The following is a 15,463-nucleotide window of genomic DNA, read 5'->3' as shown; positions in this document are numbered from 1 at the left end:
CCCGCCCAAGGTGGCTGTCTCCAATCTGGTGAACAGCTTGAAAGGCGTGTCCAGCCGTTTGCTACGGAAGGAACGCCCCGACATCCAGAATCGCTACTGGAATGGCGTCCTGTGGTCGCCATCCTACTTCGCCTCAAGCTGTGGTGGCGCACCTATTTCCATCGTGCGCCAATACATCGAACAGCAGCAGACGCCACACTGAAACCCAAGGACGGCTACGCCGTCCGCGCTATCCTTCCCCGCCCTGAACGGCGGGGCTTGTCGCGCACCGGGTCAAGGTAGCAAAAACAGCAATACCCCAGAAACCTCGTCTTCTACCGAGCCAACCACATCCACAGGGCAAAACCCAGGCAACAATAAACCGGTAGGCAATGCCCCATTTGACGGCGAAAAAGGGCAAGAGCCAAGCGGTAAAAACACGCAAGACAGCGCTAAAACAGATACCGATAGCGATAAAGGTGGCCCACAGGGTAATAATGGTCACGGCAATGGTGACCAAGACGCCCCAGGTAACCGACCCTGTCTTTGCTGATGCCTCTGGATTTAGCACCCCAGAAGATACCCAGCAACCAAACATGATCATCCTCTAAAACGATCAAGCCTGTTCCCTAAACCACGCGACCCAGCATCGGGTCGCGTTTTTTTGTTTATGCCCCGCTTAAACTGCGCCAAAATAGCGCGTGCTTCCCCATATCTTTTCTATACAGGAATCCACTTTATGCTGTTAATGATTGATAACTATGACTCTTTTACCTACAACATCGTGCAATACTTCGGCGAATTGGGGCAAGAGGTTCAGGTCTATCGCAACGATGAAATTACCCTCGACCAAATCGCTGCCCTGAAACCTCAATACTTAGTCTTATCCCCTGGCCCTTGCACACCCAATGAGGCAGGCATTTCATTAGCAGCCATTGAACGTTTTGCTGGTGAAATTCCCATCCTCGGCGTGTGTTTAGGCCACCAATCGATTGGCCAAGCCTTTGGTGGAAAAATCATCCACGCCAAACAACTGATGCACGGCAAAACCTCTCCCGTACATCACCTGAACCAAGGCGTATTCGAAAACCTGCCCAATCCGGTGACTTGCACGCGCTACCATTCTTTAGTGATCGAACGCGAGAGCCTGCCCGATTGCCTCGCCATCACCGCTTGGACCGAAGACGGTGAAATCATGGGCGTTCGCCACAAAACGCTGCCGATTGAAGGCGTTCAGTTTCATCCCGAATCTATCCTGACCGAACATGGCCACGCCATGTTAGATCACTTTTTGCGTGAATTTGCCGGAGTTGTTGCAGCATGATTACCCCCCACGCCGCCCTGAATCGTTTAATTGATGGTAACGAACTGTTTTATGATGAAATGCTGTCGCTGATGCGACAGATTATGAGTGGCCAAGTAGCTGCGACCCAAATTGCCGCCATTTTGATTGGTCTGCGGGTTAAAGTAGAAAGCGTGTCGGAAATTGCTGCTGCAGCAACCGTGATGCGCGAATTTGCTACCCACGTCCCAGTTGCTACCACTGAAGGATTAGTGGATACCTGCGGCACCGGTGGTGATGGAGCTCATACTTTTAACATCTCGACCACGGCTGCTTTTGTGGCCGCCGCTGCTGGTGCCAAAGTTGCAAAACATGGTGGGCGTTCGGTGTCGTCCAGCTCGGGGAGTGCCGATGTGCTCGAAGCCTTGGGTGTGGCGCTTAACCTCACCCCAGCGGCAGTAGGACAGTGTATTGACCAATTAGGGGTAGGCTTTATGTTTGCCCCCAACCACCACACCGCGATGAAATATGTCGCCCCTGTGCGCCGCGAACTCGGCGTGCGAACCCTGTTTAATATCCTTGGCCCTCTGACCAATCCGGCCCATGCGCCCAATCAGGTCATGGGTGTGTTTCATCCGGATTTAGTGGGGATTCAATGCCGGGTGCTAAAACAATTAGGCAGCCGCCATGTGTTGATTGTGCATGGCCGTGATGGTCTGGATGAAATCAGCCTGTGTGCGCCAACGCTGATCGCCGAGCTGAAAAATGGTGAGATTGAGCAATACGAATTCCACCCGCAAAGCCTCGGCTTTGAACTGTGCTCGCCTAATGATTTACGCGCCGACAGCGCGGAACGGTCGAAGGCAATGTTGCTGGCAGTGCTCGACAATCAGGCTGGCCCTGCCCGTGATATTGTGCTGCTCAATGCAGCAGCAGCCTTATATGTGTCTGGTGTGGCAACCTCGTTAGCCGATGGGGTGGCGCGTGCCCGCGACGTGTTAGCCTCGGGTGCCGCAAAACAACGGCTGCAAGCTTTGGTTGATCTGTCCCAATCTCTTGCCCCCCGCACTGAATAAGGAGCTATTCCAATGGCAGTTGTCGATCCCTCTATTTTTAAAGCCTACGACATTCGTGGCATTGTCGGTACCACTGTCGATCAGACGGTAGCCAAGCTGATTGGCCTTGCAATTGGTACCGAGGCACAAGCGCGTGGTGTAAAAGCAGTGTGCATTGGCCGCGATGGTCGTCTGTCTGGGCCCGATTTAGCCGAGGCATTGGCGGCAGGCTTGCGTGCCACCGGCACCGATGTCATTGATTTGGGGCGTGTCGCTACCCCGATGCTGTATTTTGCGGCACATGAATTGGGGACATTGTCTGGTGTGATGGTAACCGGCAGTCACAATCCTCCCGATTACAACGGCTTTAAAATGATGTTGGCAGGAGAAACACTGTCTGGTGAGCGCATTCAAGAATTATTAAAACGCATTCAGGCCGATGATTTTTGCCAAGGTGAGGGCCAATATCGTACCCACTCCATCAATGAAGCCTATCTCAACCGCATCACCCAAGATATTAAATTGGCACGTCCAATGAATATCGTGGTCGATTGTGGCAATGGCGTGGCAGGTGCTTTTGCACCGGTGTTATACCGGCGGATGGATTGCCGCGTGCGCAGTTTGTTCTGTGATGTTGATGGCACCTTCCCCAATCATCACCCCGATCCCTCACAGCCCAAAAACTTGCAAGATCTAATCCATGCGCTAAAAACCACCGATGCCGAGTTAGGGTTAGCGTTTGATGGCGATGGCGACCGATTGGGCGTGGTAACCAAAGACGGGCAAATTATTTACCCAGACCGACAACTGATGTTGTTCGCTGGTGATGTCCTGTCGCGCAATCCGGGTGCGAAAGTGATTTTTGATGTCAAATCAACCCGCAATCTGACACCGTGGATTCGTGAATTGGGGGGTGAGCCGATCATGGCCCGCACCGGCCACAGCTTTATTAAAGCCAAGATGAAAGAAACCGGTGCGCTGTTGGCGGGTGAAATGTCGGGGCATGTATTCTTTAAAGAACGCTGGTACGGCTTTGATGATGGCATGTATGCCGGCGCCCGTTTACTAGAGATTTTGTCGCAAGTCGATGACCCCAGTGCCGTGTTAAACAATCTGCCAAATGCTGTTTCGACCCCTGAGTTAAACCTCAAAATGGCCGAGGGTGAGCATCATGCCTTGATTGCACGCTTACAAGCCAGCGCACGTTTCCCAAGCGAGTGTGAAGTGATTACCTTGGATGGTTTGCGAGTCGAATACCCCGAGGGCTTTGGTTTAATGCGCGCTTCCAATACGACGCCGGTGGTCGTACTGCGCTTTGAGGCGGAAACAGAAGCAGCGTTGCAGCGAATTCAGGCCGATTTTCGGCAAGTGCTCGCCGCCGAGACCGATGCGGCCCTGCCTTTTTAAATTTTTGTATTAGGATTTTTCATGTTCGATCAAGCTGCTAACGTCTTGCAAACCCCGCGTGATTTGCTGCGTTTTGCCATTAGCCGTTTTCAAGAGGCGGCTTTGTTTTACGGCCACGGCACAGATAACGCATGGGATGAAGCCGCCTATCTGATCGCCCATACCTTACACCTGCCCTTGGCCCAGTTTGATTCTCTACTCGATGCCCGTTTGTTAAACAGTGAAGTCGCCGACGTGTTGGATGTGCTCGAACGGCGTGTGCAACAACGGGTGCCGGCGGCGTATCTGACCCACGAGGCGTGGTTGGGGCAGTTTGATTTCTATGTCGATGAACGGGTGATTGTGCCGCGCTCGTTTATTGCCGAATTGCTGGCAAACGATGCCTTGGCCCCGTGGATTGAATTTCCTGAGTTGGTACACAGTGCTGCCGATCTCTGCACCGGTTCGGGATGTTTGGCGATCTTGTTAGCCAATTACTATCCCGATGCCGAAATCGACGCTGTCGATTTATCTAGCGACGCTTTAGAAGTCGCTGAGATTAACCGCAGTCGTTATGGTTTGGAAGAACAGGTTCAACTGTGGCAAGGCGATTTATTCGCCCCATTGGCAGGTCGGCGTTACGATTTAATCGTCTCCAACCCACCGTATGTTGATGCAGAGTCGGTTGCCGCCCTGCCGCCAGAATATCTGCATGAACCTGAATTAGCTTTGGGTTCTGGTGATGATGGGCTCGACCTCACCCGCCAGCTGTTGGCACAAGCCGCTGACTACCTCAACCCGTTAGGGATTTTGGTGGTGGAAATCGGCCACAATCGCGCCGCTTTGGAAGAGGCTTTCCCGACATTACCATTTATGTGGTTAGAAACTTCCGCCGGTGATGGCTTTGTATTCTTATTGACCAAAGAAGATTTGGAACAAGGCCTAGCGGCATAAGCTGTATGGCGGATTGTAGCTGGTGTTTGCAATCTGTCGGCTACTCTAAATACTTGCCCGCGTCTTACTCTTTCTAGCCGTCTTCATTTGAACAAAGCAAATGCAGATAGCAAAGGGTGAAGCGGGCAGTTTTTATCACTAGATATACGATGTCCCTACATCAGATTCACACTCCATGAAATCAAACCTGTCTTCCCCCGCCGTTAAAACCGACCAACACACCCCGATGATGCAGCAATATCTGCGTTTAAAGGCTGATCATCCGGATAAATTGCTGTTTTATCGAATGGGGGATTTTTATGAGGTGTTTTATGAGGATGCTGAGCGGGCGGCGCGGTTATTGGACATTACCTTAACCTGTCGCGGTCAGTCGGCAGGACAACCGGTGCCGATGGCAGGGGTACCCTTTCATGCTTTAGAACAGTATTTGGCTAAGCTGGTTAAATTGGGCGAGTCGGTGGCGATTTGTGAGCAAATCGGCGATCCAGCGACCAGCAAAGGGCCAGTGGAGCGTAAGGTGATGCGGGTGGTCACACCGGGGACGTTGACGGATGCTGCTTTATTGGATGACAAACAAGACAGTTTGATTGTTGCGATTCATCTGTTGCGCGGTAAGTTGGGTTTGGCATGGATGAATTTGGCGAGTGGTAGTTTTCGGGTTTTAGAAACCGATAGCCAACATTTGGCTGCCGAATTGGAACGCTTGCGGCCAGCAGAGTTATTGTTGGCGGAGGATTTCACCCCCTCGATACTGCAACAATGGCGACAACCGATTAAGCGTATTGCCCCGTGGCAATTTGATCTTGATAGCGCGTTAGCCGCTTTAACCCAGCATTTTGCCACCCAAGATCTCAGTGGTTTTGGCGCGCAACATTTAACCGCCGCCCTCGGTGCCGCCGGCGCGTTGTTTCACTATGTTAAACAAACCCAAAACGGCGCGCTGCCACATATCGATTCTTTAACCGTGGAATCGGTCTCGGCTTACATCCAGATGGACGCCGCCACCCGCCGTAATTTAGAGCTGACCGAAACCTTGCGCGGCGAGCGTGCCCCCACGCTATTTTCAGTGTTAGACCAATGCGCCACCGGCATGGGCAGCCGCTTATTGCGCTATTGGCTGCATCATCCGCTGCGCGACCACGACCACCTGCGGCAACGGCAACAGGCGGTTGCTGAGTTAATGCCCTTGTCGGCGCAAGTGGTTGAAGGATTGCAAGGCATTGCAGATATCGAGCGCATCACCGCCCGCATTGCCCTACGCAGTGCGCGCCCGCGTGATCTCGCCAGTTTGCGCCACAGCCTGCAGCGACTGCCTGTGTTAGCCACCCCCTTGGCGGTAGTAGCCAGTCCATTACTGCAGCATTGTCTGTCGCAACTGCCCACGGTGGAATGCCCAATCGCCGCATTATTGACCTCCGCCATCTTGCCGGAACCGGCAGCGTTGGTGCGCGAGGGTGGTGTGATTGCAGAAGGTTATTCAGCAGAGTTAGATGAGCTGCGCAATATCGAACATCACGGTGGTGAATTTCTGGCCGAACTTGAAGAACGCGAACGCAGCCGCACCGGTATTTCCACCCTGAAAGTGGAATACAACCGTGTGCATGGTTTTTATATTGAAGTCAGTCGCGCCCAAGCAGATAAAGTACCGGCGGAATACCGCCGCCGCCAAACACTGAAAAATGCCGAGCGATATATCACACCCGAGCTCAAAGCCTTTGAGGACAAAGCCCTGTCTGCCCGTGATCGTGCCTTGGCCTTAGAAAAACAGCTATATGAACAGTTGCTTGACCAGTTGATAACACACCTTGAATCGCTCAAGGCGCTCGCCCAAGCCGTAGCAGCATTGGATGTGTTAAACACCCTCGCGCAGTTGGCACAGCAACAGCATTATGTTTGCCCTGAATTTGTCTCCTATGCCTGTCTTGCTCTGCGAGCAGGGCGGCATCCAGTAGTTGAGGCACAGGTTGCACAATTTGTCCCCAATGACTGTGATTTACATGCCGGCCGCAAGCTGTTGTTGGTTACCGGCCCCAATATGGGCGGTAAATCAACGTATATGCGGCAGGTGGCGTTGATTGTGCTATTGGCCCACATCGGCAGCTTTGTTCCTGCCGAGGCCGCAGTGATTGGCCGTGTCGAGCGTATTTTTACGCGGATTGGCGCATCGGACGATCTCGCCGGTGGTCGTTCCACTTTTATGGTCGAGATGACAGAAACCGCCAATATTCTCCACAACGCGGACGAGTGGAGCTTGGTGTTAATGGATGAGGTAGGGCGTGGCACTTCCACGTTTGATGGGTTGGCGTTGGCGTGGGCAATTGCGCGTGCTCTGATTGAACATAATCGCGCTTACACCTTATTTGCCACCCACTATTTTGAATTGACGCGCTTGGCGGCAGAGTATCCGATGGTGGCGAATGTGCATTTAGCTGCACTAGAACACAAAGACAAAATCGTCTTTTTGCATCATGTGAAGGACGGCCCCGCCAGTCGCAGCTATGGCCTGCAAGTAGCCAGTTTGGCCGGAGTCCCAGCGACGGTGATTCGACAGGCACGGCGGAAGTTGGCCGAACTCGAAAGCCAAACCGTCCCAGCGGCAGTCGATGATCTATTCACTGCACCCCCACCCCTCGCCATCACTACCGCAGTTATCGAACCTCATCCGGTTGTCGAGCAACTGCGCCAACTTGACCCCAATGAGTTAACGCCACGCGCCGCGATGGACTTGTTATATCAACTGGTACAGACGGCACGCCAAGGGGACACCCAAGATGTATGACACCATCGCGGCACCGCTCTCGGTGTTGATTGTCGAAGACGATCCCCATGTTTTATTGGGCTGTCAGCAAGCGTTGGCATTGGAAGATATTCCCAGCGAAGGCGTAACCACCGCAGAGGCGGCACTCGCCAAAATCGCTGATGATTTTGCGGGGATTGTGATTAGCGATATTCGCTTACCGGGGATGGATGGTCTTGGCCTACTGTCAGCGCTTAAACAGAAAGACGCCACTGTGCCGGTGGTGTTAATCACGGGGCACGGCGATATTTCGATGGCGGTACGGGCGATGCGTGAAGGGGCATACGACTTTATGGAAAAGCCGTTTTCTCCTGAACGCTTGGTTGAAGTCAGCCGCCGCGCACTTGAACAACGTAGCTTAGCGCGTGAAGTGTCATCATTGCGGCGGCAGTTGGCTGGCCGGCAAGCGTTGGAAGCGCGCATTATTGGCCGTTCGGCGGCCATGCATCGGCTACGCGAATTGATTAGCAATGTGGCGGATACCTCGGCCAATGTGTTGATTGAAGGTGAAACCGGCACTGGCAAAGAGTTGGTTGCGCGTTGTTTGCATGATTTTAGCCGCCGCCAGCAGCATGCGTTTGTCGCGCTCAACTGCGGTGGTTTGCCAGAAAACCTATTTGAAAGTGAAATTTTCGGCCACGAAGCCCATGCCTTTACCGGCGCCGGCAAGCGGCGGATTGGCAAAATTGAACATGCTCATCAGGGAACCTTGTTTCTTGATGAGGTAGAAAGTATGCCGATTAGCTTGCAAATTAAACTGTTGCGAGTGTTGCAAGAACACAGCGTGGAACGCTTGGGCAGTAATCAGCCGATTGCCGTCGATTGTCGGGTGATTGCTGCGACGAAAGCCGATTTGGCAGAACAAGGACGCGAAGGACGTTTTCGCAGCGATTTATACTATCGCCTCAATGTGGTCACGCTAGAGTTACCACCCTTGCGTGAACGGCGCGAGGACATCCCGCTGTTATTTGAGCATTTTTTACAGCAATCTTCGCTGCGCTTCGACCGGCCAGCCCCAGCCCTCGACCGCAGCACCTTATCCAGCTTGATGGCGCATGATTGGCCGGGCAATGTGCGTGAATTACGCAATGTGGCGGAGCGTTTTGCCTTGGGATTGCCCATTTTTAAGAAAAGCGTGCCAGATGGCTCGGGCCCTTCGTTTGCCGAGGCGGTGGAAGCTTTCGAACGCACTTTATTGGCCGAAGCCTTGGAGCGACATAACGGCAACCTTAGCCAAACCAGTGTCTCGCTCGGGATGGCTAAGACCACTTTATTCGATAAAGTGAAAAAATATGGCTTGGGTAACCAAGCTTAATCATTCACGATGGTAGGGGTGATTATTGAGAATGGAGACGGCACGATAGAGCTGTTCTGCCAATAACACCCGCACCATGCCATGAGGCAAGGTCAGGGCAGATAACTGTAATAAGACATCTGCCCGTGCTTTCAGATCAGGATGCAAACCATCGGCACCACCGATAACAAAGGTGACATCATCGCCATCTTGTTGCCAGCGTGCCAATGCCTGTGACAGTTGTTTGCTGGTCCAGTTATGGCCGCGCTCATCCAACACCACCAACTTGTTGCGAGCCGGCAGCGCGGCAGACAGCCGCGCATGTTCTGCTGCAATGCCTTTTTCTGCGGTGACACCGCCACCGCGTTTTTCTGGCTTGATTTCTTGCAGTTGCAATGCCACATCACGCGGCAGCCGCTTGGCGTAGTCTTGATAGGCTTCGTCTACCCAACGCGGCATTTTGCTACCAACGGCTAATAGGGTAATTTTCACCAGTTACGCGCCGTTTACACTGCCTGCCAAGGCTTGCCGCCACCCATATGAAAGACCGGTTTTTGACCGCCCCATAAGGCTTCCAGATCATAGTAGTCGCGCACGGCAGGTAACATCACATGCACCACCACATCACCGGCATCGACTAACACCCACTCGCCGTATTCTTCACCTTCGGTACCCACCAAATCGATACCGGCTTCTTTCAATTTAGCCTCGACACTACGGGCCAAGGCTTTGACTTGGCGATTGGAGTCGCCGGTAGCAACGACCAAACGTTGGAATAACGAGGTCAGTTCGCTGGTATTGAGATTAACAATGTCTTTGCCTTTGACGTCTTCAAGGGCTTCAACGGCCAACGCCGCAATTTCTTCTGTGTTCATTGAGTCTTTTTGCAATGCAGATAAGTCATTAAGGGCTCACGCACAGCGGGGGGTAATAAGGCACTGACATCCTCGTTGGCCTGTAATTTGGCACGAATCTGGGTGGCTGATACATCTAACGGTGCGAGAGACAAGGTGCGGATTGTACCTGCCGCGCTTTGTTTTGCAAAATCATCGGCTTGTCGAGTTTGCCAGAAATGTCGCACCTCGGGGGCTAAATGTTCTATGGCAAAGCCCGGTCGAGTGGCGACAACCAGATGTGCCAAGGTAAACAGCTGTTGCCATTCGCGCCAAGTATGCAGTTGTAACAGCGAATCGCCACCGATTAACAGATAGAGTGCGGTGGTTGCACCAACCTGTTGGCGTATCTCACGCAAGGTATCAACGGTATAGCAATAGCCTTGGCGACATATTTCGCGGTCATCGGCCACTAAGCCAGCATGATCGCGTACCGCCGCCTGTACCAAGGCCAGCCGCACCCTCGCCGGCAGATAGGGCGGCTGACGGTGGGGTGGTTCGCCGGTGGGAATCAGACGAACTTCGTGCAAACCCAATTCATCGCGCAAAGCACAGGCCAGCCGCAAGTGTCCAATATGAATCGGGTCGAATGTCCCACCAAATACACCGATTGCAGAAGAGATGTTCATTCCGCAAGTGTAAAACAGCCGGTTAAATCAGGTTAAGCGGAATTTGCAAATAGGCGGTGCCATTGGCTTTGGGTTGTGGCAAATGGCCGCCACGGACGTTGACCTGAATCGACGGCAGTAACAGATTCGGCACTGCCAGTTGTGCATCTCGCGCTTGGCGACGAGCGATAAAATCGGCTTCGCTGGTGTCGGCTCGGAGGTGGATATTGTGCTGTTTTTCTTCGCCGAGCGTGGTAACGGCCTGCACTTGCTCACGCGACGCCGGTGGATAGTCATGGCACATAAACACCCGTGTGCTATCCGGCAACGAATAGAGCCGTTGGATCGAGTGGTAGAGCGTGGCGGCATCACCACCAGGAAAATCACAGCGTGCGGTGCCGACATCCGGCATAAACAAGGTATCTCCAACAAATAAGGCATCCCCGATCAAATAGGCCATATCGGCTGGGGTATGGCCTGGCACGTGTAATGCTTGGCCTTGTAATAAACCAATGTCAAAAGCTTCGCCATCAGCAAAAAGATGGTCAAAACTGATGCCTTTTTCCATTTCTTCTGCAGGTATATCAAATACTTTGCCAAAATAAGATTGCACAGTTGAAATATGAGCGCCAATGGCTACCTTTCCTCCCTGCTTTTGCTTCAAAATCTGTGCCCCCGACAAATGGTCGGCATGAGCGTGGGTCTCCAAAATCCACACCAGTTCTAATTGTTGTTCACGCAAAAAGGCGATGGTCTGCTCAAGTTGTTGGGTATGAGTGCGACCACTGTTGGCTTCGTAATCCAACACAGGATCGATCACCGCCGCTTTGCCTTGTGGATGGTCGTACACAATGTGGGTGAATGTGCTGGTTGGTTCATGGAACAGGCTGTGAACATGAACTTGATTCATAAGAGGCCTCTTTGATTAACTTTTTTGAAAAGGAAACGTAATTTCTACTTGCAATCAATTTATAAAAAAATATAATGTATTTCAACCAAAAAAGCTCAATGAGCAAAAAATTATTTGAGGAAACCCATCACATGGATACCCCTGTGCTTGATTCCGTCTCCGAGTCGGTCGCAACAGAATTGCCTGCCGAAGCTTTAGAGATGCTACGCAACAACGCCAACGAAGCGGCGTGCTTGTTAAAAGGTCTAGCCAACCGTGACCGCTTGATGTTGTTGTGCCAATTGGTGACCGGAGAAAAAACCGTCAGCGAATTAGAGCGTTTAACGGGGATTCGCCAACCCAGTTTGTCGCAACAATTGGGTGTATTGCGTAACGAAGGCTTAGTGCAAACCCGCCGCGATGGCAAATGGATTTACTACCGCTTGGAAAGTGAAAAAGTCCAAGCCATTTTACAAACCCTGTATCAAATTTATTGTGGAGGCGAACACCCATGATTGCATGGTCATCGTTTACTCCGCTATCAGCCTTGGCTGGTGGCGTACTGATTGGCGTAGCTGCAGCGCTGTTATTGGCGTTCAATGGTCGTATTGCGGGGATCAGTGGCCTGCTCGGTGGTCTATTAGAAGGTGCCGAGGGCAAGGGTGAACGATTGGCCTTTATTGCAGGAATTGTGGGTGCGCCCCTGTTGTGGTGGGTGGTGCAAGGTGAATTTCCACACAGCGAGGTGACCGGCAACATGGTGTTGCTGGTGCTCGCGGGTGTGGCGGTGGGGATTGGTACCCGCTATGCATCAGGGTGTACCAGTGGACATGGCGTGTGTGGTTTGTCGCGGCTGTCGTTGCGCTCATTGGTCGCTACACTGAGTTTTATGTTCACCGGTTTTGCCACCGTGTATGTCGTGCGTCACCTCTTGGGGGCGGTATGAAATTGCTAACAGCGTTGTTATCTGGTGTGGTGTTTGGTCTCGGTTTAATTGTGGCAGGTATGGCTAACCCAGCAAAAGTGTTGGGATTTTTGGATGTCGCTGGCGCATGGGACCCTAGCCTTGCTTTAGTGATGGCGGGGGCGATTGCTGTTGGCTTGGTCAGTTTTCGGGTGTTACAACAGCGCAAAACCAGCTTGTTGCAATGTCCGATGCAACTGCCCACGGCAACACAACTCACCCCACGTTTAATCGGGGGTAGTTTGTTGTTTGGCATTGGCTGGGGATTGGCTGGTATTTGTCCGGGGCCTGGCTTGGTGTTATTAGGTACCGGCGCATGGCAAGGCGTGGTGTTTGTCGCAGCGATGGTAACCGGCATGCTAGCTTTTTCCGTTATTGAGCGGATGCGGACAGCCTGATGTGTTTACCGAATTGGTTACGCCACTATCAATCCACTTGGTGGGTGGGTGACCTTAGCGCAGGGGTGGTAGTTGCTTTATTGTTAGTGCCGCAGGGGTTGGCGTATGCGATGTTGGCCGGTTTGCCACCGGCAACCGGTTTATACGCCAGCGTAATTCCATTGGTAGCCTATGCCCTACTCGGTAGCAGTCGGCAACAGTCAGTTGGCCCGATGGCGGTGACCGCATTGATGACTGGGGCGGCTATTGCCCCCTTTGCCCATGCCGGTAGTGTGCAAGCGGTCCATTATGCCTTGGCGTTAGCCTTATTATCTGGGCTGTTTTTACTTGGTTTTGCTGTCTTAAAAATGGGCTGGCTGGCGCATTACCTCAGTCAACCCGTCATTACCGGCTTCACCGCCGGTTCGGTGGTCTTAATTATTCTGTCGCAACTGCCGCCGTTGTTTGGTGTCGATGGCGGTGGACGTTCCTTCCTCGTCCAAGTTCCGCATCTTATTCATGTCCTGCCACAGACCCATGCCCCCACACTGTGGCTATCGTTAGCCAGTTTGCTATTTCTCTGGTGGTCGCGAGGCTTTCTCAGCGCCAGCTTACAACGACTCGGTATCGCTGCTTTTTGGGCCAACCTCACCACGCGCTTGGCACCTGCGGTTTGGGTGATATTGGCCTTGGCGGCAACAGCGTATTGGCGTTTAGATTGGCATTGGGGCTGGCACACGATTGGCGTTGTCCCGAGTGGTCTGCCGGCTTGGTCATGGCCGGATTTAACTTGGCGCGAATGGCAAACCATGTTGGTGCCGGCGCTGTTATTAGGTTTGATGAATTTTGTGCAAAGTATTTCGGTGGCGCAGTCGTTGGCATTACGGCGCGGTGAACGAATTGATGCCAACTGTGAATTGGCTGGCTTGGGCTTGGCGAATGTTGCCGCAGGGCTGAGTAGTGGTATGCCGGTGACCGGTGGTTTATCACGCTCTGCGGTCAATGCTGCCGCCGGTGCCAATACGCAAATGTCGTCAGTGATTACCGCATTGTTGTTGCTACCGGTGTTGTTGTTTGCCAGTGATGTGCTGCAATTTCTACCGCAAGCGGTGTTAGCGGCGACTATCGTGATCGCGGTATCGAGTATGTTCGGCTGGTCTGAGATGCGGCAAATTTGGCGTTATGACCGTGCCGATGGTTTGGCAATGTTGTTCACATTTTTGACGGTGGTGTTGGCAGGAGTGGCCGAGGGCATTATGGTTGGGATGGCATGTTCGTTGGCATTTTTGGTTTGGCGCAGCAGCCATCCTCATATCGCCGAGCTGGGCCGCCTACCGAATACCCAACACTATCGCAATGTCCTGCGCTATCCAGAAGTCGAGCGTTTGCCAGAGGTGATGTTGTTGCGAGTGGATGAGAGTTTTTATTTTGCCAATGTGCAATTTATTGAAGACGACATCAACCGCCGCCTGCAACAACAGCCTGAGGTGAAACATTTGGTGTTGGTGCTATCAGCGGTCAACAGTATTGATGCCAGTGCGTTTGCTTGTTTGCTGCAATGGCAACAACAGTTGCAGCCACAAGGGGTTACCCTACACCTTGCCGAGGTCAAAGGCCCCGTCTACGACCGCCTGCGGCAAAACGACTTCCTCTCTCGCTTCCAAGGTCAAATCTTCCTCAGCACTCATCAGGTGAATGAGTATTTTCGTGCAGAGTGAGCCTTATTCAGATAGGTCAAGACGGTATCTACATTAGTGTTTGGCGGATGCGCTGCTCTTATCCTCCCTACAGCACTGTGCTGGCCTTCCCCTGATTTCAGGGGGAGGTCTGGAGGGGGTCAGGCTTCGAAAATATCTTCCAAGCGTTGCGCTCGGGTTAACGAAATGCCCCATTGCTGTAATTGTTCTGGTGTTGCTGTCCGTAACCGTGACAGAACCCAATCGGGTAATGGCTGGCCAAACCGCGCTTCGATTAAGGTTCGGAGAAGGGTTTGCATGGCTTTTTTACCTTTTTCTAGGCCTTTTTCCAGCCCTCGCTGTTCACCACGTTCTTCTGCGACTTGAATCTCCGTGTTGTAATCCCACACCGCCCGTTCGCGTGCCAATGCCCGTAACCGTTCTTCCTTGGTTTGGCTCATTTGCTCTAGCGATTGCAAGACGGTCATTACTGGGGTATGCGTCAGCTGTGCCATGATGTGTTGCTCCTGCCAATGTTCAAACAGATCGACCCAGTTCTTTAATGCTGTTGGGGCCAGTTGGAGGCGGTCGGCTTTGTCTAGTTCCAGAATATCAATTTGCTGTGCTTTGGTAAGGACGACATCAGGAATGTGTTGGTCACGCAATTCAAAGCGCCATGAAGCTTGTTCTGGATGTTCGGGGAACAGATCAAAATCCAGCAGATGAATACAAATCACATGCTTCATCTCACGATAGGATTGACCGCTTTCTAGTTGTTCGCTGATTAAACGTGAACTGTAATACAGACTTCGCTCTCCCCAATACGTCTGTTTCCGCACCTGAATTTCAATATTGTATTGCACGCCAAACCCGTCTTTCGCCAACACATCTAACACGATTTCTTTGGCGTGTAGGTCTTCACCAGAGATATTGGGGTTGAGAATATCAGTGATGGTAATCGGTGGTTGATCGTAACGGATGCTGTTAATCAAATCCGACAGCAATTCCGGTGATTGAGCAAAGAGACGTTTGAAGATGTAATCGTTCTTCGGGTCGAGTAACGGCAGCATGGTTGGGGCAGAGACGGAGAATAATACGGATGATTATAGTGGGGTGGATAAACATAGTGCATCCACCCAAAACAAACATGAAGCAACCAAATTAAAATGGTGGGGACAAGATTGACAGATGGGTATGGCGATGCAGTCAGTGGGCACAAAAGCGGTGCCCACGCTACGGGTTTGGCGGATGCGCTGCGCTTATCCGCCCTACGAGGGGTCAAACGTCAAAAATATCTTCCAAGCGTTGC

At 52.3% G+C, this 15,463-nt stretch carries 16 protein-coding genes; 11 read left to right on the top strand and 5 right to left on the bottom strand.

From position 1 onward, the window contains the following. The 7 genes from tnpA to aauR form a co-directional block, all read left to right on the top strand. Positions 1–202 (top strand): IS200/IS605 family transposase (gene tnpA, locus G465_RS15555; RefSeq protein ID WP_040399644.1); only part of this gene is annotated, 202 nt, incomplete at its 5' end. A 516-nt stretch (positions 203–718) separates the two neighbouring features. Next, positions 719–1,303: an aminodeoxychorismate/anthranilate synthase component II gene (locus G465_RS0110850; RefSeq protein ID WP_022654489.1), complete on the top strand. Its 585-nt coding sequence runs from the start codon at positions 719–721 to the stop codon at positions 1,301–1,303. Beyond that, entirely contained in the window at positions 1,300–2,337 is a 1,038-nt protein-coding gene (trpD, locus tag G465_RS0110845; protein ID WP_022654488.1) for an anthranilate phosphoribosyltransferase, read from the top strand. Before G465_RS0110850 ends, trpD begins: the two co-directional genes overlap by 4 nt. Positions 2,338–2,349: 12 nt before the next feature. Continuing rightward, positions 2,350–3,723, top strand: coding sequence for a phosphomannomutase/phosphoglucomutase (locus G465_RS0110840; protein WP_022654487.1), 1,374 nt, complete (start codon positions 2,350–2,352; stop codon positions 3,721–3,723). A gap of 21 nt (positions 3,724–3,744) precedes the next feature. Continuing rightward, positions 3,745–4,656 carry a 50S ribosomal protein L3 N(5)-glutamine methyltransferase gene (gene prmB / locus G465_RS0110835; protein WP_022654486.1) on the top strand — a complete coding sequence of 304 codons (912 nt, stop codon included), beginning with the start codon at positions 3,745–3,747 and terminating at the stop codon, positions 4,654–4,656. 175 nt (positions 4,657–4,831) lie between these two features. Then, positions 4,832–7,435, top strand: a complete 2,604-nt coding sequence (gene mutS, locus G465_RS0110830) for a DNA mismatch repair protein MutS (protein WP_022654485.1) — start codon at positions 4,832–4,834, stop codon at positions 7,433–7,435. Further along, the gene (gene aauR, locus G465_RS0110825; RefSeq protein WP_022654484.1) at positions 7,428–8,768 is read left to right on the top strand and encodes a two-component response regulator AauR; all 1,341 of its coding nucleotides are present in this window, start codon (positions 7,428–7,430) and stop codon (positions 8,766–8,768) included. Before mutS ends, aauR begins: the two co-directional genes overlap by 8 nt. Here aauR and rlmH read toward each other — a convergent pair whose 3' ends face one another. The 4 genes from rlmH to G465_RS0110805 are packed head-to-tail and all read right to left on the bottom strand — an operon-like array spanning position 8,769 to position 11,158. Next, positions 8,769–9,239, bottom strand: coding sequence for a 23S rRNA (pseudouridine(1915)-N(3))-methyltransferase RlmH (gene rlmH / locus G465_RS0110820; protein WP_022654483.1), 471 nt, complete (start codon positions 9,237–9,239; stop codon positions 8,769–8,771). Between the two features lie 14 nt (positions 9,240–9,253). Beyond that, positions 9,254–9,622, bottom strand: a complete 369-nt coding sequence (rsfS, locus tag G465_RS0110815) for a ribosome silencing factor (RefSeq protein ID WP_022654482.1) — start codon at positions 9,620–9,622, stop codon at positions 9,254–9,256. Continuing rightward, positions 9,619–10,269 (bottom strand): nicotinate-nucleotide adenylyltransferase, encoded by a 651-nt coding sequence (nadD, locus tag G465_RS0110810; protein WP_022654481.1) that lies wholly within the window; start codon positions 10,267–10,269, stop codon positions 9,619–9,621. The genes rsfS and nadD overlap by 4 nt, the downstream gene beginning before the upstream one ends. Before the next feature lie 22 nt (positions 10,270–10,291). Further along, on the bottom strand, positions 10,292–11,158 hold the full coding sequence (locus tag G465_RS0110805) for an MBL fold metallo-hydrolase (RefSeq protein ID WP_022654480.1): 867 nt from the start codon (positions 11,156–11,158) through the stop codon (positions 10,292–10,294). Positions 11,159–11,289: 131 nt separating this feature from the next. On the opposite strand from G465_RS0110805, the gene G465_RS0110800 reads away from it, so the two are divergent. The 4 genes from G465_RS0110800 to G465_RS0110785 are packed head-to-tail and all read left to right on the top strand — an operon-like array spanning position 11,290 to position 14,196. Next, a complete protein-coding gene (locus G465_RS0110800) occupies positions 11,290–11,652 on the top strand; it encodes a metalloregulator ArsR/SmtB family transcription factor (protein WP_081642763.1) in 363 nt (120 codons plus the stop codon). Next, the gene (locus G465_RS0110795) at positions 11,649–12,083 is read left to right on the top strand and encodes a YeeE/YedE family protein (RefSeq protein WP_022654478.1); all 435 of its coding nucleotides are present in this window, start codon (positions 11,649–11,651) and stop codon (positions 12,081–12,083) included. Before G465_RS0110800 ends, G465_RS0110795 begins: the two co-directional genes overlap by 4 nt. Next, the gene (locus G465_RS0110790; RefSeq protein ID WP_022654477.1) at positions 12,080–12,499 is read left to right on the top strand and encodes a DUF6691 family protein; all 420 of its coding nucleotides are present in this window, start codon (positions 12,080–12,082) and stop codon (positions 12,497–12,499) included. Before G465_RS0110795 ends, G465_RS0110790 begins: the two co-directional genes overlap by 4 nt. Further along, positions 12,499–14,196, top strand: coding sequence for a SulP family inorganic anion transporter (locus G465_RS0110785; protein WP_022654476.1), 1,698 nt, complete (start codon positions 12,499–12,501; stop codon positions 14,194–14,196). Before G465_RS0110790 ends, G465_RS0110785 begins: the two co-directional genes overlap by 1 nt. A 119-nt stretch (positions 14,197–14,315) precedes the next feature. Here the strand turns inward: G465_RS0110785 and G465_RS14505 are convergent, their stop codons facing one another. Then, positions 14,316–15,224, bottom strand: a complete 909-nt coding sequence (locus tag G465_RS14505) for an Rpn family recombination-promoting nuclease/putative transposase (protein ID WP_022654475.1) — start codon at positions 15,222–15,224, stop codon at positions 14,316–14,318. Positions 15,225–15,463: the final 239 nt, after the last annotated feature.

The organism is Aquaspirillum serpens DSM 68, assembly GCF_000420525.1.
Classification (GTDB): Bacteria; Pseudomonadota; Gammaproteobacteria; order Burkholderiales; family Aquaspirillaceae; genus Aquaspirillum; species Aquaspirillum serpens.
The sequence above is the reverse complement of the archived record's forward strand: the minus strand, read 5'-3'. Positions and strand labels throughout refer to the sequence as shown.

Excerpts from the sequence above, each read along its gene's own strand:
- aauR (WP_022654484.1), top strand. The coding sequence starts at position 7,428 with ATGTATGACACCATCGCGGCACCGCTCTCGGTGTTGATTGTCGAAGAC.
- mutS (WP_022654485.1), top strand. The coding sequence starts at position 4,832 with ATGAAATCAAACCTGTCTTCCCCCGCCGTTAAAACCGACCAACACACC.
- G465_RS0110800 (WP_081642763.1), top strand. The coding sequence starts at position 11,290 with ATGGATACCCCTGTGCTTGATTCCGTCTCCGAGTCGGTCGCAACAGAA.
- rsfS (WP_022654482.1), bottom strand. The coding sequence starts at position 9,622 with ATGAACACAGAAGAAATTGCGGCGTTGGCCGTTGAAGCCCTTGAAGAC.
- G465_RS0110795 (WP_022654478.1), top strand. The coding sequence starts at position 11,649 with ATGATTGCATGGTCATCGTTTACTCCGCTATCAGCCTTGGCTGGTGGC.
- G465_RS0110785 (WP_022654476.1), top strand. The coding sequence starts at position 12,499 with ATGTGTTTACCGAATTGGTTACGCCACTATCAATCCACTTGGTGGGTG.
- G465_RS0110840 (WP_022654487.1), top strand. The coding sequence starts at position 2,350 with ATGGCAGTTGTCGATCCCTCTATTTTTAAAGCCTACGACATTCGTGGC.
- G465_RS0110850 (WP_022654489.1), top strand. The coding sequence starts at position 719 with ATGCTGTTAATGATTGATAACTATGACTCTTTTACCTACAACATCGTG.
- prmB (WP_022654486.1), top strand. The coding sequence starts at position 3,745 with ATGTTCGATCAAGCTGCTAACGTCTTGCAAACCCCGCGTGATTTGCTG.
- G465_RS0110805 (WP_022654480.1), bottom strand. The coding sequence starts at position 11,158 with ATGAATCAAGTTCATGTTCACAGCCTGTTCCATGAACCAACCAGCACA.
- nadD (WP_022654481.1), bottom strand. The coding sequence starts at position 10,269 with ATGAACATCTCTTCTGCAATCGGTGTATTTGGTGGGACATTCGACCCG.
- G465_RS0110790 (WP_022654477.1), top strand. The coding sequence starts at position 12,080 with ATGAAATTGCTAACAGCGTTGTTATCTGGTGTGGTGTTTGGTCTCGGT.
- trpD (WP_022654488.1), top strand. The coding sequence starts at position 1,300 with ATGATTACCCCCCACGCCGCCCTGAATCGTTTAATTGATGGTAACGAA.
- G465_RS14505 (WP_022654475.1), bottom strand. The coding sequence starts at position 15,224 with ATGCTGCCGTTACTCGACCCGAAGAACGATTACATCTTCAAACGTCTC.